Here is a 22,009-nt window from a genome sequence, read left to right on the forward strand (position 1 = left end):
ATCTTTAAATTTGTTACTTAATTTCTTAATTTTAATTCATTTTGACTATAATAACTTTTACAATTATTCTATTTTTTGGAGCAATTGCAGCGGGTACTCTGGGTTCTCTTACCGGACTTGGCGGCGGAGTAGTCATAATTCCTCTATTAACTCTGGGTTTTGGTGTTGATATTAAATATGCCGTAGGAACCGCATTGGTTACTTCGATAGCTACTTCTTCGGGGGCTGCAGCTGCTTATATTAAAGAAGGAATGACTAATGTGCGTATTGGAATGTTTCTTGAAATTGCTACCACCCTGGGAGCAGTTTTAGGTGCCTTACTTGCTGTTTTTCTACCTACTTCCGCAATTTATATAATTTTAGGTTTCACTCTTATCTTTTCATCTGTCATGACTTTAAGAAAGAAAAATGCATCTATAGATTATACTGCTCCGGGGAGTAATTTAGCTACAACATTGAAATTAAACGGAACATATCCTACTCCTGACGGAATTAAAAAATATAATGTTCGAAATATTGGTGCGGGTTTTTCTCTAATGACGATAGCCGGTGTGCTTTCCGGTATCTTAGGTATTGGATCGGGAGCGCTTAAAGTATTAGCTATGGACACGGCTATGAAAATACCTTTTAAAGTTTCGACTACTACTTCTAATTTTATGGTAGGAGTTACTGCTGCCGCCAGTGCAGTTATTTACTTTCAAAGAGGTCAAATTGATCCCTTTCTTGCCATGCCTATAGTAGTAGGGGTTTTGTTTGGAGCTTTTCTAGGTTCAAAAATATTGATGGCTATAAACGTTCAGCTGTTACGTAAAATTTTCAGTTTGGTTATTGCTATTCTTGCAATTCAAATGATCTATAGAGGATTGGAACCTTCATTGATTAAATGGTTTCCAGATATCAATTTTCCTAAACTTTAAGCTGAGTGTGTTATGAGTAATTTATTTTCGAGAAAATTTTGGGAAGAACGTGATGTAGAGCTTTATATTGGTAAGTTGCTTCGTTACGGAGTTATTCTTTCTTCTATTATTACTATTACCGGCGGAGTAATTTATATATCTCAACATCCGGATCAACAACTCAATTTTAAAACATTTGTAGGGGCCCCAAATTATTTGAGGGAATTATCTACTTTATTACCCGCTGTTTTAAAATTGGACGGATTAGCAATCATACAGCTGGGAGTTGCCGTTTTGATCGCCACTCCTATTTTACGGGTGGCTTTTTCAATAGTGGCTTTTGCTATTGAAAAAGATCGAATGTATATTGTTATAACCTGTATTGTTTTAGCTATTATCTTATCAAATATGATTTTTGGTCTGGAAGGATAAAAACTAACCGGAAATTCTAATTTACTAATCACTGCTTACAGATTTTCATGCAGCAAAAAATTAAACATATAGTCTCCGAAAGTACTTTTTTTATTTTTGGTTTTTATTTTAGTCGTGGCTTACGTATTGCTCTTGCTATTGTAATCCCCCTACTCGCCGGATGGTTTTTTAAAAGGCCCGATATCGGTATAGTTGCTTCTTCCGGAGCTCTTGTAGCCGGATTGGGAGATAATCCCGGATCTATTCGTGTTAAATTTTATACCCAATCTATTGCTGCTTTATTTTACTTTTTAGTGGTTTTTGTGTGTCAGTTGTTGATATCACATGAAATTATTTTCGGTATTTGGATTACTTTGTGTGGTTTTTTCTTTTCCATGTTTTTTATTTACGGCTCCCGTGCGGTTAGTGTAAGCACCTCTTCTTTATTATGTGTGGTCTATGCATGTAGTTTTGAAGCTAATCACATTATAACTAATACGTTGGGAATGATGATGGGTATTGTATGGTATGGATTTATTTCTTTGGTTTTATGGAGAATTCAACCGTATCGGGTGATTGAACAAAAAATTAGTGAAAATATTAAACTTTTAAATGAGTATACAGAGCTAATACATGAGTACTTTTTGTTAAAAATTAAAAATCCTGCTAATAATCAAAAACAAACTGAAATTTTAAATAAGCTGTTTGAAAAACAAACAAAAATACACAGTACTCACGAGGATATCCGAGAAAATCTTTTTAAACTTCGGATTAATGCTAAAAGTTTTTCTGCAAAGGGTAGAAAAATGACTTTAATTTTCAGCGCATTAATCGATCTGTATGAACAACTTTTATCATTAAATTGTCAAGATGACAAGCTGATTGAGTCTCTCGTTAAAAGTGGTTTAAAAAGGGATTTTGAATATCATTTAGCCAATATGGAAAAAATCCTCTATGAATTAAGTTGGTCTATAAATTTCCATAAAAAGGTTACTGTAACTATTGATACCGCTCCACTGGATCGTTTTAAAGAAAAAATACTTTCGATTGAAGAAAAGGAAAAAAATAATGAGAAATCCGTTGTTGATATCAATGCTTTAAAACATGTTCGTTTTATTTTTAAATCATTTTATAAACAAACCGGTTTTATTAAATCGCTTATCAACGGAGAGTTTAGATCGGAGAGAAAACAATATGAGGATTTGGATTTGGAAAAGTTCACCAGACAATATAATTATAGCTTTTCTACATTTAAAGCTAATTTAAATCTTAAATCCAACATTTTTAAACATGCTTTACGAGTAAGTGTCGCCATATCGGTTTCTTATATAATTTGTACTTTACTTAAAATTGAGTATTTTGCTTGGGTATATTTAACCATCATTTTAATTTTAAAACCTTTTTATGGAAATACGAAAAACTCTTCTATTCAAAGGTTGCAAGGTACTCTAATCGGAGGAGTATTAACGTTGGGTCTCCTTCTTGTTACGCATAACATTTATGTGATTTCTATAGTAACTTTTATTTGTATTGTGGGCGCTTATAGTTTTATACCTATCAGTTATAGAACGGGGGTTGCTTTTGTTACCATATTTGTTATACTCCTGATTTTTCTGGAACACAGCGGAAGTGATGGTTGGACAAATATTTATCATCGTTTGGGAGGAACAACAATTGCCGTTGTGATCAGTTTTATTTTAAGTTTTTCTTTTCTTCCTACTTGGGAATATAAAAATCTTCCTGTATTGATTGAAAAGTTATTGAAATATAATTTAGATTATTTTACAAAAATAACTTATAATTTATTGAATGATGATAAGCTTTCTGATACCGATATAAAACTTTCCAGAAAGGACGTTTTGTTGGGAACTTCCAATTTGTCAAGTACTTTTCAAAGAATTGTATCAGAACCTAAAATTTCAAAAAATTATAAATCTGATATATATAATATTCAAACTTTTATAAACCTTCTTTCTACAAGAATATCATCCCTTAGATCCTATATTAATGAAAACAGCAAAGCATCTGATATAGATAAACAATTGATCTCATCTATTGAAAATACTTTAAATAAATGTTTACTAAATATCAAAGGGTCTTCCTTTGATTGTGATACGGAATGTCAAGAAAAAGAGGAAGAATTAAATATTTTGGCGGATGATCAATCATTAATTTCTTACCAGCTTCGGGAAATCAACCTTTTATCACAGCAAATTTATTCCTATATAAATAAGCTTAATAATTTTCAGGAGTGGAAAGATTCTAAAAGGGATTTTTCTATTTAATGAAATTTGCAAAACCTTTGTAAGCATACATAATCAAAAGGTAACGAAATAGTTTACCGGCTAACATGGACAGGGATACGATATAGACATTGGATCTCATATATCCTAAGGCTACAGGTATGATATCTCCAATAATGGGTAAAAAAGAAAAAAAGGAAATATATGCTCCTTTTTTATTTAATTTTTGAGTGGCTTTATCAATTTTTGTTTTATTTATTTTTAAATATTTTTCAATCCATTCAATTTTACCCAGCCTTCCTAAATAATAACCGGTCATTCCTCCTAACCAGTTTCCAATGGTAGCTATCAGAATGCTTATCCATGGATTCCCGCCCATAATGAGTATTCCTGTAAGAACTGCTTCGGAGCTAAAGGGTAAAATGGTTGCTGCGAGATAAGAAGCAATAAATAATCCTATATATCCATAGTCAACTAATCCGTCTAACATATAAAATTACTTATTTTACATTCATAAAATCTATCTTATCATCTTTTATCCTTTCATAAATTAGGTGATAGGCTTTTTCTTTAAGTGATTCTTTCGTTTCTCCATTCGGATACAATATTTTTACACGCTCTACTTTAACTTTACCCGGATATCCTAAATTAAATACAAATGGAAACATATTTTTTAGATTATGAAATGCATATACAACAATAGGACTATTACAATAAATTGAAGCTATAAATGCTCCATCTTTAAATTTTTCCAATTTTATTTTTCTCTTGGGAACCCCTCCTTCAGGAAAGATAACCACATTTTTATTTTGTTGGGTTAATTCTTTTTTTACGGCAGAAAAAACTGCTTGTTTGCTTTGTCTACTGGATCTATCTACCAGGATGGATACTTTCTTATAAATTCTTCCGAATACGGGATATTTTTCCAACTCTTTTTTTCCTACAAATATAATTGGATGATGAGGGTGAAGTACATACATTAAGACCACGTCAATTAAGGAAGTGTGATTGGCAATAAATATGTAATTTTCTTTAGGATCTAAATTTACTTCCGATAGCAATGAATAGGTAAATCCCGATCCATAGAAAAGCACCCATCCCCACATTCGCATAAAGAAATAGGTTAGCTTATTATTTTTCTGATAAGTCATCAGATAAATTACCACACCAATGGTAAGTGTGCAAAGGGCGGCTAAAATATAAAACCAGATTCTCCAAAGTATGGTTGCTAAAGTCTTAAGATATTTCATATTTAATCTATATGAACTTCTAAGAGTTTTGTTTGTACAAAGGGTTTTACTTCAACATTCTCAACTTCCGCAGGAAGCAACACCGTATCCCCTTTTTTAAGGGTTACGGGTAAGGTCTTATTCAATAGGGTGCATTCTCCTTCTAAGCAAATCAGTATACGAAATGAATTGGACAAGTTATTTAAAATTTTATTTTCTGTAACTTCCATCGATGAAACCGTAAAATATGGAGATGCTAATAGTGTTGTCTCTTTTGCATCTTTATCATAATATGAAAATTGATCTTCAACAAAAGAATAATCCATTACCTCTTTAGCTTGATCAAGATGTAATTCTCTTTTTTTTCCGTCCTTATCAATACGATCATAATCGTAGATTCTATAAGTAACATCTGAATTTTGTTGGATTTCAACTACTGAAATTCCTTTTCCCATGGCATGAACTCTACCGGACGGTATATATATAACACTTCCTTTGTCAGGGTGTATTTTTCTGAGGATTGTATCTAAAGTATTTTTTTCAATATTTTCCGTGAAAATAGTTTTATTTGTTCCTTTTTCAAATCCTAGTATAATCTCTGAATTGGGCTCTGAATCCAATACATACCACATTTCCGTTTTCCCGAAAGAATGATGGTGAGCTGCTGCATACTCATCGTTGGGATGAACTTGAACAGATAAGGGTTGAGCTGCATCTAAGAATTTAATGAGTAAGGGAAATTTATCTCCATATTTCTGATATACTTTTTTCCCTACTAAACGGTCTTTATACTCTTTGATTAAATCGTCTAAATTTTTTCCCTTTAGGCTTCCGTTGCTTACTATACTAACATATCCCGGAACAGTTGAAATTTCCCAGCTTTCTCCCAGTTTTTCTTCCTTACTTTCTTTACCGAATTGTTTTAGTTTATTTCCCCCCCATATTCTGTAATGGTAGGAAGGTTGAAATACCAATGGATATAGTGACATACTTATGTTAATTTATATGCAAAAATACAATTTTAAAATTGTATTTATCTTATTTTTAATTTACCTTTACGTAAGTAGAAAGTCAAAATCTTCTTCAGAGCCCAGTTCTTTAATGGGTTGATTGTATTTAAAAATTCTTGCCGTTTTTTCTCCCATCAACTTTAACTTTTCATTTTCATAATGCAACATAGTACCTTCTCTTAATCCTACTACATATAAATTATGATTTAAGGTTATAAACTCTCTAATTCTTTGTTCACGGGTTTCTCCACCAAAATCGTCAGGATGTGTATCTATATAATGGGGATTAATTTGAAAAGGGATCAAATTTAAGGTTTGGAAATTTTCCGGTTCAACTATTGGCATATCATTAGTTGTTCTCAAGCTGGGACATGCAATATTGGATCCTGCACTCCAACCTATATAAGGTATTCCTTCTTTAACTCTTTCTTGGATAAGCGAAAGTAATTTTTCTTGTTGTAATTTTTTTACCAAATTCCAGGTATTTCCCCCTCCTACGACAATTGCTTCTGCCCTTTCTATCGCTTCTTTAGTATCTGAAAAATGATGTATACTTTTCACTTCTATACCTATTTCTTTCCAGGCTTCATTAACTTTATTTTCGTATTCCTCATACGAGAAAGTTACTGCTGCAAAAGGTATAAATATAATAGTTATTTTTTCAGTACCCAGGAATGATTGTACTTGTTTTTTTGAAAATTCAAGATATTTTTCTCCAACATTTGTGGAATTACTGAGTAATAAAAGCTTCATTTTTTTACTATTATCAATCATTATTAAAATAAATAATTTTTCTTTATTTATTACTTAAAATAAATCATTATGAGAACGTTATTAGCTATAACTAATGTTATAATTCAAGTAATAAATTGTTTCATTTTAAAGTCAAATATAACTAGAAATTAACTCAAATTCCATTTTATGAATTGAATAAATAAATTTGAAGTAGAATATGGTTATTTCAATTCGTTAAATTTTTATTACTGTTGGTTACAAATATCATTTTATCAATTTAATTTTATATATAATTTTGAAAAAAATTATTTAAATGAATACTATTAATTCTTTGGCAGAGCGATTATTGGGTAGAAAATTAACTAAAAGTGACGGAGTTAAGTCTTCGGAACTCGATAAAGTTGAAAGTAAATTGGGTTTCACACTGCCTGATATTATTCGTGATCTTTATTTGATGACCGGAAAAAATGGAATGTTGATGGAATCATTCAATCGTTTTGCTTTACCTACGCAACTTCAAAGAGATGATAATAAAATAGTTTTTTTAGAAGAAAATCAAAATATATGCTATTGGGGATTTGAAATTGATCCGGAAAATACTAATCCAAAAGTATATCAACTGTTAAATGAAAATGAATGGTATGAGGAACAAATTCCGCTGATTGAATTTTTAAAAGTCATGTTGTATTATCAATGCGCTCAAGGTGGATATGAATATTTAGGAATTTCCAACATTTCAGAAGAAGATTTTGAAATTTTCATCCATACGGAATGGGAAGATGTGGTAAGGTATAACGGTTTACAAATTTATTGGAAACCGGATTGTTTACTTTGGTATGTTTACAATAAAGAGAATGTAAGAATTGAGGATATTTATTTTTCTGCAAGATCTGAAGAAGCATTCCTTACGCATGCACAAAAATATGAATTGGAAATTATTTAATACGATTTGCTACGCAAGTGGTTTACTAAACCTATGATTTATTAAAACAACTCTATTGTCCACAAATAAGTAATTAACTTCATATAAATCTGTTTTTCAAATTACCAAAAATTAAGATAAATGTAAATAATGTATTTTAGTTTTATCTATTTAGTAATTTATTTTATAAAATTCTTTTAAAATTGCAATGATTTAATTTATTTTTTGAATATTCTTATTTCTAAAAGTAGTACTTTTACAAAAAAGGTATTTAATGGCAGTAAAAATAATTAATCAGTCCAATTATGAATGGATAGACCTACTCAATCCTACGAAAGAAGAAATGCAAAAAATTGCGGAAAAATGCAATCTTAATTTCTATAATCTTGCAGATAGTTTAGAGCCTAATCATTTACCAAAATTTGAAACTGAAAATGGCATTAACTTCCTAATATTAAGAGTAGTACATAAAGGCGATAAAAAAGACACCAATATTGAAAGTCTTTCCAACAAAATTGCCGTTTTTTTTAATGATTCTTTACTCATTACTATACACCGTATTGAAATGCCCTTTATCGATGATATTGCCAACAAATGTCAAAGTATGGGACAGACTTTCTCAACAAATATGGTTATTATAAAAATTTTAAAAAGCGTATTACAAACTTATAATGATTCCATATTACACATTATTAATAGATTGGAATCTTATGAAAATAAACTTTTTTTAAAAGATCCCTCTTCCAAAGTTTTGCAAAGCATTTATTCTTTAAAAAGAAAAACCAATCTTTGTACTAAACTTTTAATTCTTTCGGATGAGGTGATTAACTCTATTAAACCCTCTAAGCAAGAAAAGGCTGCCCATCAAGATGCTAAAGATTTATATCTAAAGTTAACAACTCTTTATGAGCAAGTTATAGACGACCTCAATAATTTACTCAATTTATATATTTCCCTATCTTCACAAAAGACCAATGAGATAATGAAAACTCTTACCATTTTCTCAATATTCTTTATGCCCTTGACATTTATTGCGGGTATTTACGGGATGAATTTTCATTATATGCCTGAACTGGAATTTAAATTGGGGTATCCGATCATATTATTGATTATGTTTATTATTACCCTGATTATTTATTATTGGTTGAAGAAAAAAAAATGGCTTTAAAACTTTTTCAAAAAATTTCAATTAATTTGACTTAAGTACTACGATTTCAAACCAATTTTCAATTCGTGATATTTTACTTTTAACTCTTTTTTTATAATCATTTAAGGTTTTTAAATATTTTTTTATCTATAAGATAAAATAATACAAGAGGATTTTTATTGCTGACGACTCAAATAACTATGATTAGTTATTCTTTTAATTTTCTATAGGTTAAATCTAAACTAATTATTTTTCCTAGTAAATAATTGAAAAAACTACTGAATCAAAAAATAATTGTTGAGAAATCTAGTACCTTTTAAAATTTACATTAACGTAAAATTTCTAATTCCTATTCAATAGATTATAATTATTTTTGTATAAAAATTGTCAACATGTATAGAACCAACACCTGCGGAGAACTTAATGAATCAAATATAGGACAAAAAGTAATTCTTGCCGGATGGATCCAAACTATTCGTGATAAAGGATTCCTTACCTGGATAGATTTACGCGATCGATATGGAATCACTCAACTTGTTTTTGATGAACAACGAACCGATAAGAATTTAATTGATAAAGCAAAAAAATTAGGTCGTGAATTTGTTATTCAAGCCTCAGGAACAGTAATTGAAAGATCCAGTAAAAATCCTAATTTGCCTACAGGTGCTATTGAAATTTTAGTTGAAGAATTATCCATACTTAATCCATCGTTGGTTCCACCATTTACAATTGAAGATGAGACGGACGGAGGCGAAGAATTACGTATGAAATACAGATATTTGGATATAAGACGTAATCCGGTGAAAGAAAAATTAATTTTCAGAAGTAAGGTTGCTCAACTGGTAAGAAATTATTTATCTCAAGAAGGATTTATTGAAGTGGAGACCCCTGTCTTAATAAAGTCTACACCTGAAGGAGCAAGAGACTTCGTGGTTCCGTCTCGTATGAATCCCGGACAATTTTATGCCTTACCTCAATCGCCTCAAACTTTTAAACAATTACTTATGGTTGGGGGTCTAGATAAATATTTTCAATTAGTTAAGTGTTTTCGTGATGAAGATTTACGTGCAGACCGCCAACCCGAATTCACTCAAATTGATTGCGAAATGTCTTTTGTTGAACAAGAAGATATTCTCAGAACATTTGAAGGTTTGACCAAACATCTTTTAAAAGAGCTGAAAAATCTTTCTTTTGATAAATTCCCTCGAATGACTTATGCGGAAGCAATGAAGAAATACGGTAATGATAAGCCGGACATTCGATTCGGAATGGAATTTATTGAATTCAATGAAGAATTACAGAACAGCGGTTTTAAAGTATTTGATGATGCGGAATTAGTGGTTGGTATTAACGTTGAAAAATGTGCTGTTTATACTAGAAAACAGCTGGACGAATTGACCGATTGGGTAAAAAGACCTCAAATAGGTGCATCGGGATTGGTATATATACGTTACAATGAAGACGGAAGTATTAAATCTTCTGTAGATAAGTTTTATTCTGAAGAAAAACTAAAAGTAGTCATACAAAAAGCAAATGCTCAACCCGGTGATTTGATCTTAATTTTATCGGGGCAAGCTCATAAAGTGCGCCCTCAATTAAGTGCGCTACGTATGGAATTGGCTGAACGTTTAGGCTTACGAGATCCTGAGGTTTATGCTCCTTTATGGATTGTCGATTTTCCGTTACTTGAATGGGATGAGGAAGAAAACAGGTATGTTGCCATGCATCATCCGTTTACCTCTCCAAAACCTGAAGATATTTCTCTTTTGGATACCCACCCCGGAGAAGTTAGAGCCAATGCTTATGACCTCGTTTTAAACGGTAATGAAATTGGAGGAGGTTCTGTTCGTATCTATAATAAAGAATTACAAGGAAAAATGCTTTCTTTATTAGGATTTTCTCAAGAAGAAGCCGAAGCTCAATTTGGTTTTTTAATGAATGCTTTTAAATTTGGTGCTCCTCCTCATGGCGGTATAGCTTTTGGCTTTGATCGTTTTGTAGCTATTTTAGGAGGACAAGAAGTAATCCGAGATTATATTGCTTTTCCCAAAAATAATTCGGGAAGAGATGTTATGATAGATGCTCCTTCCTATATTCATGAGCAACAACTAGAGGAATTAAACTTAAAAATAACCAAAGAATAAATCAATTCTTATAATATCCCTAGTAAAAATAAAAAGCAAAATTTTTGTAACCAAAAATTTTGCTTTATAAACTAAATAAAATAAAACCAATTTTGTGAGAACACACAGTGAAAATTACTCCTTTACTTTATTTATATAAAGTAAATTTTTCATTTATCAATTCAAAGTTATGTTTTTTATTTAGAATGATTTTAAATAATTATATGATTTAAATCATATAACCCAGTAGATAGCATTTAGTTAGCTAAATACATCTTTTTAAAAGTTATACTTACTAAGTTTAGCGAACCCGTTTAATCTATACTATCGATATCCACGTCATTGTTTTGCCAATTTTCCAGTGGAGGCAAATTCATTGAATTTGTTTCTGATACCGGGACATTAGCTTTGATTTCAGGATCATTGGCTATTACAGATTTTTTGTTGTTTTCCTTTTCTTTATCTTTAAAGAATTTTAATAAATCTGCAGCCTTCTTTCCCTCTTCTTTATCTTTATATAAGACAGCAATATGTTCTAACGATTGTTCAAACTCTTCTTTATTTCCTAGTTTTGCATCGCAAAAAGCGGAAAGCAAGGTAAATTTAGCTATTATCTCATCTTTGGGATATTTGGAAAGTGCCTGACTTGCCATGTCTTTTACTTCTGAATAGTTACCGCTTTTGTATTTTTGATAGGCATTTTCATAAAACAAGATTGCATCTGAAGAATTAGTTTTTAATTCGTTAACTTGAGGATGCAAAATAGCGTAAGCATATTTAGTATCAGGATATTGGCTAGTTATTATATCTGAGTATTTTTTTGCTAACACTTGATTTTCTCCTTGATTAAACCGATACAAGTTATACATTGCCAAAACTTTTATTTCCTTATTGTAAGGTTGAGTTGATAATAAATGTTCTAAAGTGGAGGTAGCTGATTTTACATCATGTAACTGATCATAATATAAAATTCCTAATGATAATTCCACAGAATCTCTCTGATTTTTTAAAACATCTATTTCTGATTGACTTTTAGGTAAATTTTCTGTATAATACTCAACCTCGAATCGTCTAGGATTCTTAGAATCTGATTGACCCGATAATTGCGTTTTAACATCATCTAAATTGGAAATCTTATTGCTTATTCGCCAGTTATCCTCCAACATTCTATCCCCCCATTGTTTTCTAAATTCTGATTGACCTACTTGCTTCAGGTTATTATTATAAAAATACCATTTTCCTTTGGTATTGGGTGTAATCATCGTAAATGCAGATGTTGTATTTTCAAACGATTCGGTAGCAAACTCGGTATTATTTTCTCTTCTTTGATTCTTTTCTTGTTGTAATCTTTCTTTTTCTTCTTTTTCTTTTAGTTGATTTATATATTTTTGATAATAATTATTTCTTTGCTCGGGTAACATTTTAGCAACCATAATAATACTATCATTCTTTTTTACTAAGTAATATTTTTTGGTTACTTCTTCTAAAACTTTATTTTTAGCTGTTAATTTTCTTTTCATTGCCGGATCAACAAATCTTGAAATTGCGCTATCATAATAGGCACTTGCATAGACATAGTCAGGTTTTGAAAAATAATTATCTCCTATTTCTTGATAAACTAATGCTCGTATTTGAGGATCACTCTCTTCCTCTTTTAAAGATGCAAAAAAATAGTTCATCGCATCTTTATTTCTTTCTTCATTTAAGGAAGTTAGACCCATTGCATAGTAAATTTCATTTTTTCTGGATTGGTATAATCCTTTTTTGGTTAACCCTTTTAAAAATTTAATTCTATTCGTATAGGCTAAGCTATCCTCTTTTTTATACAATCTAGATAAAGCTATTTGTGATTTGATCTCCAATTCAGGAGTAGATTTTTTCTTAAAAGCTAAATTATAATAGTTTCTTGCCAAATCCTTTTCGTTCAATTTTTCTGATAATTGACCTTGAATAAAACTAAAACGGGCTTGGTTTGTATTGCATTTATCATATTTTTTTGCAATTTCTAAAGCTTTTACAGCTTCTGAATATCTTTTTTCATCAATTAAAAATTGAGAATATATTTTAGAGATAAATTTTGCATCTCTTTTTTTTAATTTTTGATTGATGAGTTTTTCATAAATCTCATTCGCTTGAAAAGAATTTCCTGATTGTGCTTGTGCTAAAGCCATATAACCTTCAACTTGAGCTTTTTTAGTATTTTTTACTAAGGTTGAATTCATATAATTCAAATAGTTAAGAGATTCAAACGGATCTCTTTTATAATAATAAGCTCTGGCTAATAAAAGATAAGCCTCACTCATCATGGAATTATATTCTTTTCCTTTTATAAGCATTGAATGTTTTTCAATGGCTTTCTTTCCTTTTTCTATAGCTTTGTCATAACCTTGCGCTTTTGAATCATTACCTGCACCTAACATCTTACCAAAAGCGTCAGATAAGGAATTTATGGCTCCTTGGGCATCTAAATTTTTTAGATTATCTTTAAGTTCTCCTGATAGATTTGCAGTGTTATTATCTGAACTTGCTAAGAAATTATCAAGAGAATTTTCTTTTTCATCCACAAAAGGATTACCCGGTTCTACCGGTAAAATGGCAGAAAAATTATCCCTGTATCTTGAGTTTCTTGATTTCAATTCTTCATTTAATGCTTCTTGGCCGTTGAATAAAGTATTGTTCCAAGTAGTAATCCGATGATATGTACGATGAGTTATCCCGTTTTTTTTGGTTGAACAGCCTCCCAAAAGGCTTAAAATCAGAATTGAATATATAATTTTCTTCATTTATTTCTTATAATTGACAAAGCTAATAAAAAAACGAAAATTTATTAAATTTGTTGTTTTTAAATGCCTACTATTTCACTTATTATCTCTTATCTTATAAAACCTTAAATATAAGCTAAATTTGTTATTAAAAATAATTATAATTTTTATATTAAATGCGCAAATACATTCTAAACAAAAAATATCAGGAAAGCAAAGATGAATTATTAAACATTATCAATAATTTTGATAGTTATGATGAAATACTTGGAAACCCGGAAAGAAATGTTATAAAAAAAGTTCCTTTTAAGGGAGATTATATTACAATTAAAAGTTTTAAAAAACCTCACTTAATTAATAAATTTGTATATCGATATTTTAGAAAATCCAAAGCTAGAAGATCTTTTGAACACGGAACAAAACTTTTGGAATTATATATATTAAATCCTGAACCTTTAGCCTATATTGAAAATTTTGATATCATGGGTTTAACTTCCAGTTATTACATATCAAAATATGTTTCCTATGATTTTACCTTGCGTGAATTATATGATCAACCGGATGGTTTTGAATGTGTGAAAGCCTTTGCTCGGTTTTCCTACTATGTTCATACTAAAGGGGTTTATATTAAAGATAATACACCCGGAAATACTCTTATTATCCGTAAAAATAACGATTACGAAATGTATTTGGTAGATTTAAACAGAATGGAATTTCATGAAGAGTTATCTTTTGATATTAAGATGAAAAGTTTATCAAATAATATTAAAGAGCAACCCTATTTAGACCTATTAATTGAAGAATATTCTAAGGTTTCCGGATATCCTTTACATGAAGTAAAATCTAAAATTGATCATTATCAGAAAGAATTTAATCGTAAAATTGAATCGAAAGCAAAATTTAAACGTTTTTTAAAAAAAATATTTAAATAGCTATCATTTATTCTTGATTTGAATTTGATTTTTTATAAATAATTAGGAAGTCACGAGCTAATCTCTCTTTGTATGATTTGCCGGAAGGAGCCACAGTATTTAAATCAACATACGAAACTTTTTTAACGTTATAAATTGAGCTTAATTCTTTAATTAAATTTTCCGTATCTTTTTGAAAGCAAAGGACTCCGACATAATTTTTATTTTTTAATACCAATTGATCTCTAATTCCTACCTTGTCAATAGATGGAATCTTATCTTCGTAATCCCAAACAATTTCGGGTGACATGTATTTATAATCATACAAGGTCATTTTATTCGTAGTAAATCTATGCAAATCTTTTACAGGTTTGTAATTGGGATTATACAAAAAACTTTTGGCTAGAGGGAAAACAAAAATGATAACCACACATTGTAATAGTATAATTGAATTAAATACACGGTGCCAAGATTTTTTAATAAGGAAATACATAATACTAATTCCTACTATAAATAAAATCAGGGATGAGTATAATGCCCAATCGGATTGTCGCGTAATTTTTTCTTTAAAAAATAAATATAGTACCAAAGGATAAACAATTCCTACTAAACCTAATAACCCAAAGTTTATCTTAATCAACACAGAATCTTTTTTATTTTTAATTCCCTTAAGAATGAATTCTATATAGAATCCTGTATTCAAAGCAAGAGGAATTAAGGTGGGTAAAATATACCGCACTTTTTTTTCCGGAATAACACTGAGTAAAAGCAAGGAAAATAGTGTCCACAGTAAGGTAAATTGATAGGCTTTAAGGTTGGAAACCTTATTTTTCATATAAGGATAAAAGAGAGCTACTAAGGAAGATATCGTCCATACTCCGGATTGAGTAAAAAAGCTCCAATAATAAAAAAAGGATTTGGAGTTATAGTCATTAATCCAACGGGCTGTTTCTTTTTTTGCCATTGAATTCAAATGTTCAGGATCCATCCAATGTACATAAGCCGACCAAGAAAGGCCTCCTATAAGACCAATAAGTATATAAATACATAGTGGTTTTAAAATTTTTTTATTTTTAAAATTAAATTTATAAATAAACCCATAAGAAATTAAAAACGGAAGCAGCAATGCATATAATGAAACAGGGCCTTTACTAAGCATGGAAAAGGCAAGAAAAATTCCTCCCAGTATTGAATTTTTTATTGCACCGTTTTTCAAACGTAATAAATTCCATAGATAAAATATTGAAACAATCATAAAACTGTGACAGTAAATATCCCATTGATTATCTCTACCCGCAAAATAAACGTAAAAAGAAGTTAATAGAATTAATCCGTTTTGAAAACCGGTTTGCCCTGTAAGCCCTAATTTGAGTGAAAATTTATAGATATAAAATACGAGGAGCATGGTCACAAGAACTACGGATATACGTAAAATTGCCACCGAATGAAATCCGAATAAATACCCAAAAAAAGCAGTCATCCAAGTTGGAAGAGGCGGTTTTTCATACCTAGGTTCTCCGTTTAATGTAGTCAAAAACCAATGTCCGTCTTGTACCATTTCTCTTGCAGTGATAAAGTTTCGTGCCTCCATTATATTAACCGGCATGACTCCTAAGTTTACCCCTAATATAATCAGAGAAGTGCAAAACAATACTATTATATGCTTAGTGTTATTATTTTTCATGCATATTTTATTTTATTTAAAATGATATTTTTAAATAAAAAATTTTCATTACTATATAATCGAAAAATAGTCAAATATATTTTATTAACTATCTTTTATTTAACTATCACATTTCTTCAAGATAATTATGTTTCTTGTATAAACAATAATACCTATGATATGCCCGGCAAATAATACAGGGTCTTTTCTGATAATTGAATAAATAAAGATCATCAATGATCCGGTAAGGCTTAAAATCCAAAAGCCCATAGGTAATTCCGATTTCTTAATTTTTTCCGAATAAATCCATTGATAGATAAATCGCATGATAAATAAAACTTGTCCGAGGCTTCCCCATATTAGTAACCATAAGGGTATATTTTCCCTGCTAAAAAGTTTATGTAAATCAAAAGCACTGTTCCAAAGGCTAAATATAATTGCCACAACAGGAAATAAATATAAGATATATCTAAAAACTACATGATATTTCATCCAGGCATCATGAAGCTGAATATTCCTTATGTAAATATAATAAGTTATCAATTGCCCTAGCATGATTGAAAAATCATGTCTCAAATATCCGTAAACGAATAAAAAGAATGAAGCAACTAGACTTACCTGCCAAAAAATGAGATCAGAAGTAACCTTTTTATTTTTTTCTGCTGAAATCCATTGAATTATCATTCTACTTGAAAAAAGTATTTGTGCAAGAAAACCTAAACTTAGGGTAAAATACTTTACAAATAGATCATTAGAAAAAAAATTCTCAGCTAAGATATTTTTCATATTTTTTTCTCAGCTACTTTATAATTGATATATTTATTTTTCATCCAAATGTAAGCAAAGCAATCACTTAGAGGCCCAATCAGACGATTCCATAAATGAAATTTGGATTTACCGGCTATTCTTTCGAAATGCTGAACCGGAAGTTGTTTAATTTTTCCGTTTTGAAGTAATATCATTGCCGGTAGAAAACGATGCAATCCTTTAAACATCGGAATTTTTTTCGCATATTCAGTTTGAATAATTTTTAAAGGACACCCCGTATCATCCATCCCGTCATGAGTAAAAGCACGTCGGATTCCATTCGCAATTTTCGATGAAAGATTTTTAACTTTACTGTCTTTCCTGTTGGATCGAACTCCTGTAACCAATTGGTATTGATCCGCATAATCTAAAAGAATGTTGAAATCCATCGGAGATGTTTGAAGATCTGCATCAATATATCCAACCCATTGTGTATCGGCATAATCAAATCCGGCCTTTATTGCGGCACTTAATCCATAATTTTTATCGAATGATATATAAAAGAATTCTTGATTTTCGTTGCAAATTTTTTGAATTACCAAAAGACTTGAATCTTTAGAACCGTCATTAACAAAAAGTACTTTTGACTTTTTCTTAGCAGCATGTAGAAATGCCAACATTTCTTCTTTAACTCGTTCAAGATTATCTTCTTCATTAAAAACCGGTATGATTACCGTTAATTCATATTCCATGTATGTGGGATGTAAAATAATTATCAAATTTATTAAAAAAATAGTGAATTTAAAATTGGAGAGTTATGTTTTAAAAGATGATAAACGACATTTTATTATAATTAAACTTATTATACCTTTGAGAAGATTATTAACAATAAATTAAGTATAAAAATATGAAAGTAACTGTAGTAGGCGCCGGAGCCGTAGGGGCTACTTGTGCTGATAACATTGCAAGGAAAGAAATAGTTGACGAACTAGTAATCGTTGATATAAAAGAAGGTTTTGCCGAAGGTAAAGCTTTAGATTTAACTCAAACCACATCACTTTTAGGATTTGACACTACTATTACGGGAAGTACTAACGATTATTCTAAAACTGCCGGATCTCATGTTGCCGTGATTACTTCAGGCATTCCCAGAAAACCGGGAATGAGTCGTGAAGATCTTATTGGTACTAATGCTGGAATTGTTAAAGACGTTGCAACTAACATATTAAAATATTCACCGGAAGCTATATTGGTAATTATTTCGAATCCTATGGATACTATGACCTATTTAGCTCTTAAATCTTTAGGATTACCTAAATCTAGAGTTATTGGTATGGGAGGGGCATTGGATTCATCTCGATTCAAAACCTACTTATCTTTAGCTAGTGGAGCTTCTCAAAACGATATTCAAGCTACTGTTATAGGGGGACACGGGGATACAACGATGATTCCTTTAACTCGTTTTGCTTCTTGCCAAGGGGTACCTTTTTCAAAAATATTATCTGCAGATAAATTAGAAAAGGTTGCTTCCGATACAATGGTTGGTGGTGCTACATTAACTAAACTATTAGGAACTTCAGCATGGTATGCTCCCGGGGCTGCCGGAACTGCAGTGGTTGAATCTATTATTAGAGACGAGAAAAAAGTAATTCCTTGTTCCGTTTACCTAGACGGTGAATATGGTGAAACCGATATTTGTATTGGAGTACCTGTAGTTTTAGGTAAAAACGGTATTGAAAAAATTGTTGAACTGGAACTCAATGACACTGAAAAAGCTAAATTTAAAGCTTCAGCTGATGCGGTAAGAAATATGAATAATGTTTTATACGAAATGAAGGTTCTATAAAGTTGTAAAAACTAAATAAATTTAAAACAGCTTATTAGTAAGCTGTTTTTTTTCATATAAATTTAACATCTATATTATAATCAGTTTCTCTACTACAAATCAGAAGAAATAATTTCAATCTAATTAACCGTTCGTTAACTTCATAAATTTATTTATTTGAAATTTTTGATTTTTTTTAAATAAAACATATATCAAAAACGACTTTTATTTGTTCTGACTATATTTATATGATTGAATTATTAAAGATTGATTATTGATCTATGTAGCTAACAATTATTTATTTTTGTATAGTAAATTTCAAAGTAAACCAGGAAGATTATATATGACAATTATTGAATTATATTCCATTTTTTTGCAATCTTCAGGAATTGCAACGGACACCAGAAAAATTGAAAAAAGCAATTTATTTTTTGCTTTAAAAGGAAATAATTTTGATGGAAATAGATTTGCTGAACAAGCAATAAAAAATGGCGCTTTAGCTGCAGTTGTAGATGATATTGATGTATCAAATCCTGAAAAAGGCATTTTCTATTTTGAAAATTCTTTAGTTGCTTTACAAAATTTAGCAAGATATCACAGAAATCAAATAAACATTCCTGTTATTGGTTTAACCGGAAGTAATGGTAAAACTACTTCTAAAGAACTAATAGCTTCCGTTTTAAATGAAAAATTTAAGGTTTTATACACACAGGGTAATTTAAATAACCATATTGGAGTACCGCTTACCATCTTATCTATAAATCCCGAGCATGAAATTGCTATTATTGAAATGGGGGCCAATCATCGTAAAGAAATTGAATTATTAAGCGGTATTTCTCAACCAACTATTGGCTATATAACAAATTTTGGTAAAGCTCATTTAGAAGGTTTTGGAGGCAAAGAAGGAGTAATTAAAGGAAAATCAGAACTTTATGCTTTCTTGAGAGAATATAAAAAAAAGGCTCTGATAAATACCGACGATCCTTTACAAGTTTCTTTGAGTCAAGGAATTGAAAAAATAACTTTCGGTTCTCATGGCTCATATACATTTTCTTTATTAGAAAATAACCATCGGGTTAGCATTCAATATAAAGACCTTGTTATTAATTCTCAACTTACCGGTCAATACAATTTTACAAATATTTGCGCCGCTTTTTCCTTAGGGCTTTATTTTGGTATAGATATAAATACGATTAAAAAAGGAATAGAAAATTATTCCCCTCAAAATCAACGTTCACAAGTTGTAGAAAAGGAAAATGTAGTTTTAGTATTAGATACCTATAATGCTAATCCGAGCAGCATGGAAGTATCCTTAGAAAATTTCTCTCATTTCAAAGGAACTAAATCTATAATTATTGGAGATATGTATGAATTGGGCAGCGAATCGGTTTTAGAACATCAAAAGATTGTAAATCTTGCAGAAAATTTAAATTTTGATTTTATTTATTTAGTTGGTGAAAATTTTTATTCTACCAAGACAACGACTACCAGAGTTCAAAAATTTCATACAACTAATGACATGAGAGAATATCTTAAAAACCATACCCTACCAACGCAAAATATTTTATTGAAAGGTTCTCGCGCCATGGCTTTAGAAAAGCTCATCGATTTTTTACCTTAAAATTATTTAGGTGTAATTTCTTGGGTAAATTATTATCATATAAGGTGTTTATTACATCATAAATTCTTTACCATAAATGTTAAAGTTTTAATCTAATTTTTTGTTTTTATATATAAAAAAAGAGGCTATTAAGCCTCTTTTATTTTGTTCTATCTTAATTCTTATTTTATTCCTAATTTAGCTTTAACATCATTTAGAATATTTGGTCCTTCAGCATATAAAAGAGAAGGTTGAGAAGTATCAAAAACATAAAGGTAACCTTTAGATTTAGCAACACTATCAATTGCATCTTGTGCTTTTTTCATGATAGGCTCATATAAATCTGCTTGTTTTTTATCTAAAGCTTTTGCTGCTTCTTCTCGTAAAGCTACTAGACTTTGTTGATCTTTTTGGAAATCTTCTTCGTATTTTTGAAGTTGATCTTTCATTTTTTCAAGATCAGCTTGTGATTTTCCTTGCAAATCTTTTTGAATTTTTTCATACTTAGCAGAAAAACTGTCTTCTTGTTTTTTAATTTCTGCCTTTTTTTGGTCTGCTAATGTTTTTAATTGATCATCAGCTGCTTTTTTTTCAGGCATCAGGCTTAATAATTCCATTGAATTAACATGAGCTATATTTTGAGCTTTAACTAATTGAAAAGCTCCAACAATTGCAGTTAAGAGGAATACTAATGTGATTTTCTTCATTTTTATTCTAATTTTATTATTTACTTGTTTTATCATTAGTTTGATTATTATTTTGAGTTTTTTTCTTAGGTATATATTTACTACCATATCCTGATTTTGGTTGCGATTTAATGGTAGTTTTAGACTCTTTATTATTTACTGTTTTACTTTCTTTATTCTTAGGAGCCGGTGCAATTATTTCATGCACATCTTCCTCCTTAGGATAATCTTTACTTTTTACGTTATTTATATTTTTTTCCTCTGAAACTTCATCTACTTTTTCAGAAGAAACTTCATTTACTTCCTCTTTTTGAATTTGTTCCTTTTTAGTTTGTTTGTTTTTAGGAACATACTTTCTTCCCCATCCTGATTTTTGTTGCTTTTTAGTAGACTCTTTATCTTTTTTATCTATTGCTGTTTCATCAGAATTCTTAGCATTTTTAATTTTAACTTCTTTGTCATCAACTTCATCTGAATTGGATATCATAGAAGATGTTTTACCATTTTTATCCTCTTTCTTTTTGGTTGCAATTCCTAATTGTTTCAACACTTTATCTGTGATGTCATATTTGGAATCTGTATAAACCATAATTAAATCTGACGATTTGTCTAAGATTAAATTATATTTATCTTTTATAGCTATGGCATTTATTGCATTCCAAATTTGATCTTGTATAGGTTTAACCAAATTAATTCTTAGATTGACTGATTCTCCTTTTGATCCGAATTTTTTTTCAATAAATTCATGAAGCGCCTTATCTGTGCTATCAATTGACATCAACCTTGACTTTTGCTGATCCTCTGTTAATAAAACTTTTTCATTCTCATACTCAATACGAAGTTTTTCTAACATGGATTGTCTGTTAACAATCTCTTCCTGCCATTTTTTAACTTCATGGTCAAGTCTTTGTTCTGATTGTTGATATTGCGGCAATTGTTTTAAAATATACTGCGTATCTACATAAGCCATTTTTTGAGCAATGCCAAAACTAAAAAGCAAGAGCAGAGCATATGTCAATGTTTTCTTCATGGTAACTATATATAAGGCTTTTCTAAAATCATACCAAGTTTTTATAAACTTTATTTTGCTATAAATATA

General features: G+C 30.1%; 19 protein-coding genes. 9 read left to right on the plus strand and 10 right to left on the minus strand.

Annotation, left to right across the window (positions count from 1 at the left end):
• The first annotated feature begins 41 nt into the window (after positions 1-41).
• From GFV01_RS02310 to GFV01_RS02320, 3 genes are read left to right on the plus strand one after another with little or no spacing between them, the layout of a single operon-like run.
• Positions 42-917: a sulfite exporter TauE/SafE family protein gene (locus GFV01_RS02310; RefSeq protein WP_160564528.1), complete on the plus strand. Its 876-nt coding sequence runs from the start codon at positions 42-44 to the stop codon at positions 915-917.
• Positions 918-929: 12 nt separating this feature from the next.
• Entirely contained in the window at positions 930-1,328 is a 399-nt protein-coding gene (locus tag GFV01_RS02315; RefSeq protein ID WP_160541787.1) for a DUF1634 domain-containing protein, read from the plus strand.
• 47 nt (positions 1,329-1,375) lie between these two features.
• Positions 1,376-3,592: an FUSC family membrane protein gene (locus GFV01_RS02320; RefSeq protein ID WP_160564530.1), complete on the plus strand. Its 2,217-nt coding sequence runs from the start codon at positions 1,376-1,378 to the stop codon at positions 3,590-3,592.
• On the opposite strand, the gene GFV01_RS02325 is transcribed toward GFV01_RS02320, so the two are convergent.
• The 4 genes from GFV01_RS02325 to pepE form a co-directional block, all read right to left on the minus strand.
• Positions 3,585-4,040 (minus strand): YqaA family protein, encoded by a 456-nt coding sequence (locus GFV01_RS02325; RefSeq protein WP_160564532.1) that lies wholly within the window; start codon positions 4,038-4,040, stop codon positions 3,585-3,587. The two genes, GFV01_RS02320 and GFV01_RS02325, sit on opposite strands and share 8 nt — an antisense overlap.
• A 10-nt stretch (positions 4,041-4,050) precedes the next feature.
• The gene (locus GFV01_RS02330; protein WP_255448932.1) at positions 4,051-4,800 is read right to left on the minus strand and encodes a 1-acyl-sn-glycerol-3-phosphate acyltransferase; all 750 of its coding nucleotides are present in this window, start codon (positions 4,798-4,800) and stop codon (positions 4,051-4,053) included.
• A gap of 2 nt (positions 4,801-4,802) precedes the next feature.
• Positions 4,803-5,768 carry a type I phosphomannose isomerase catalytic subunit gene (locus GFV01_RS02335; protein WP_160564534.1) on the minus strand — a complete coding sequence of 322 codons (966 nt, stop codon included), beginning with the start codon at positions 5,766-5,768 and terminating at the stop codon, positions 4,803-4,805.
• 66 nt (positions 5,769-5,834) lie between these two features.
• Complete coding sequence (gene pepE / locus GFV01_RS02340; protein ID WP_160564535.1) at positions 5,835-6,542, minus strand: dipeptidase PepE; 708 nt, start codon at positions 6,540-6,542, stop codon at positions 5,835-5,837.
• Positions 6,543-6,837: 295 nt separating this feature from the next.
• Between pepE and GFV01_RS02345 the strand changes: the two genes are divergently transcribed.
• The 3 genes from GFV01_RS02345 (at position 6,838) to aspS (ending at position 10,737) form a co-directional block, all read left to right on the plus strand.
• On the plus strand, positions 6,838-7,467 hold the full coding sequence (locus GFV01_RS02345) for an SMI1/KNR4 family protein (RefSeq protein ID WP_160564537.1): 630 nt from the start codon (positions 6,838-6,840) through the stop codon (positions 7,465-7,467).
• A gap of 253 nt (positions 7,468-7,720) precedes the next feature.
• Positions 7,721-8,614 (plus strand): CorA family divalent cation transporter, encoded by an 894-nt coding sequence (locus GFV01_RS02350; RefSeq protein ID WP_160564539.1) that lies wholly within the window; start codon positions 7,721-7,723, stop codon positions 8,612-8,614.
• A 371-nt stretch (positions 8,615-8,985) separates the two neighbouring features.
• A complete protein-coding gene (gene aspS / locus GFV01_RS02355; RefSeq protein ID WP_160564541.1) occupies positions 8,986-10,737 on the plus strand; it encodes an aspartate--tRNA ligase in 1,752 nt (583 codons plus the stop codon).
• A gap of 293 nt (positions 10,738-11,030) precedes the next feature.
• Here the strand turns inward: aspS and GFV01_RS02360 are convergent, their stop codons facing one another.
• Positions 11,031-13,499: a hypothetical protein gene (locus tag GFV01_RS02360; protein WP_160564543.1), complete on the minus strand. Its 2,469-nt coding sequence runs from the start codon at positions 13,497-13,499 to the stop codon at positions 11,031-11,033.
• A 155-nt stretch (positions 13,500-13,654) separates the two neighbouring features.
• Here GFV01_RS02360 and GFV01_RS02365 point away from each other — a divergent pair, with 155 nt between their 5' ends.
• The gene (locus GFV01_RS02365) at positions 13,655-14,410 is read left to right on the plus strand and encodes a Kdo domain containing protein (protein WP_160564545.1); all 756 of its coding nucleotides are present in this window, start codon (positions 13,655-13,657) and stop codon (positions 14,408-14,410) included.
• Between the two features lie 7 nt (positions 14,411-14,417).
• On the opposite strand, the gene GFV01_RS02370 is transcribed toward GFV01_RS02365, so the two are convergent.
• From GFV01_RS02370 to GFV01_RS02380, 3 genes are all read right to left on the minus strand, one after another.
• Entirely contained in the window at positions 14,418-16,073 is a 1,656-nt protein-coding gene (locus tag GFV01_RS02370; protein WP_160564547.1) for a glycosyltransferase family 39 protein, read from the minus strand.
• Between the two features lie 99 nt (positions 16,074-16,172).
• Positions 16,173-16,838, minus strand: coding sequence for a lipid-A-disaccharide synthase N-terminal domain-containing protein (locus GFV01_RS02375; RefSeq protein WP_160564549.1), 666 nt, complete (start codon positions 16,836-16,838; stop codon positions 16,173-16,175).
• Positions 16,835-17,551 carry a glycosyltransferase gene (locus GFV01_RS02380; protein ID WP_160564551.1) on the minus strand — a complete coding sequence of 239 codons (717 nt, stop codon included), beginning with the start codon at positions 17,549-17,551 and terminating at the stop codon, positions 16,835-16,837. Before GFV01_RS02380 ends, GFV01_RS02375 begins: the two co-directional genes overlap by 4 nt.
• A gap of 155 nt (positions 17,552-17,706) precedes the next feature.
• Here GFV01_RS02380 and mdh point away from each other — a divergent pair, with 155 nt between their 5' ends.
• Together mdh and murF are read left to right on the plus strand one after the other, a co-directional pair.
• Complete coding sequence (gene mdh / locus GFV01_RS02385) at positions 17,707-18,645, plus strand: malate dehydrogenase (protein ID WP_160564553.1); 939 nt, start codon at positions 17,707-17,709, stop codon at positions 18,643-18,645.
• Positions 18,646-18,967: 322 nt separating this feature from the next.
• Positions 18,968-20,245 (plus strand): UDP-N-acetylmuramoyl-tripeptide--D-alanyl-D-alanine ligase, encoded by a 1,278-nt coding sequence (gene murF / locus GFV01_RS02390; RefSeq protein WP_160564555.1) that lies wholly within the window; start codon positions 18,968-18,970, stop codon positions 20,243-20,245.
• Positions 20,246-20,406: 161 nt separating this feature from the next.
• Here murF and GFV01_RS02395 read toward each other — a convergent pair whose 3' ends face one another.
• Both GFV01_RS02395 and GFV01_RS02400 read right to left on the minus strand, forming a co-directional pair.
• Positions 20,407-20,931 carry an OmpH family outer membrane protein gene (locus GFV01_RS02395; protein ID WP_160564557.1) on the minus strand — a complete coding sequence of 175 codons (525 nt, stop codon included), beginning with the start codon at positions 20,929-20,931 and terminating at the stop codon, positions 20,407-20,409.
• A gap of 16 nt (positions 20,932-20,947) precedes the next feature.
• Positions 20,948-21,940 carry an OmpH family outer membrane protein gene (locus GFV01_RS02400; protein ID WP_160564559.1) on the minus strand — a complete coding sequence of 331 codons (993 nt, stop codon included), beginning with the start codon at positions 21,938-21,940 and terminating at the stop codon, positions 20,948-20,950.
• Positions 21,941-22,009: the final 69 nt, after the last annotated feature.

The organism is Apibacter sp. B2912 (assembly GCF_009827835.1).
Lineage (GTDB): Bacteria > Bacteroidota > Bacteroidia > Flavobacteriales > Weeksellaceae > Apibacter.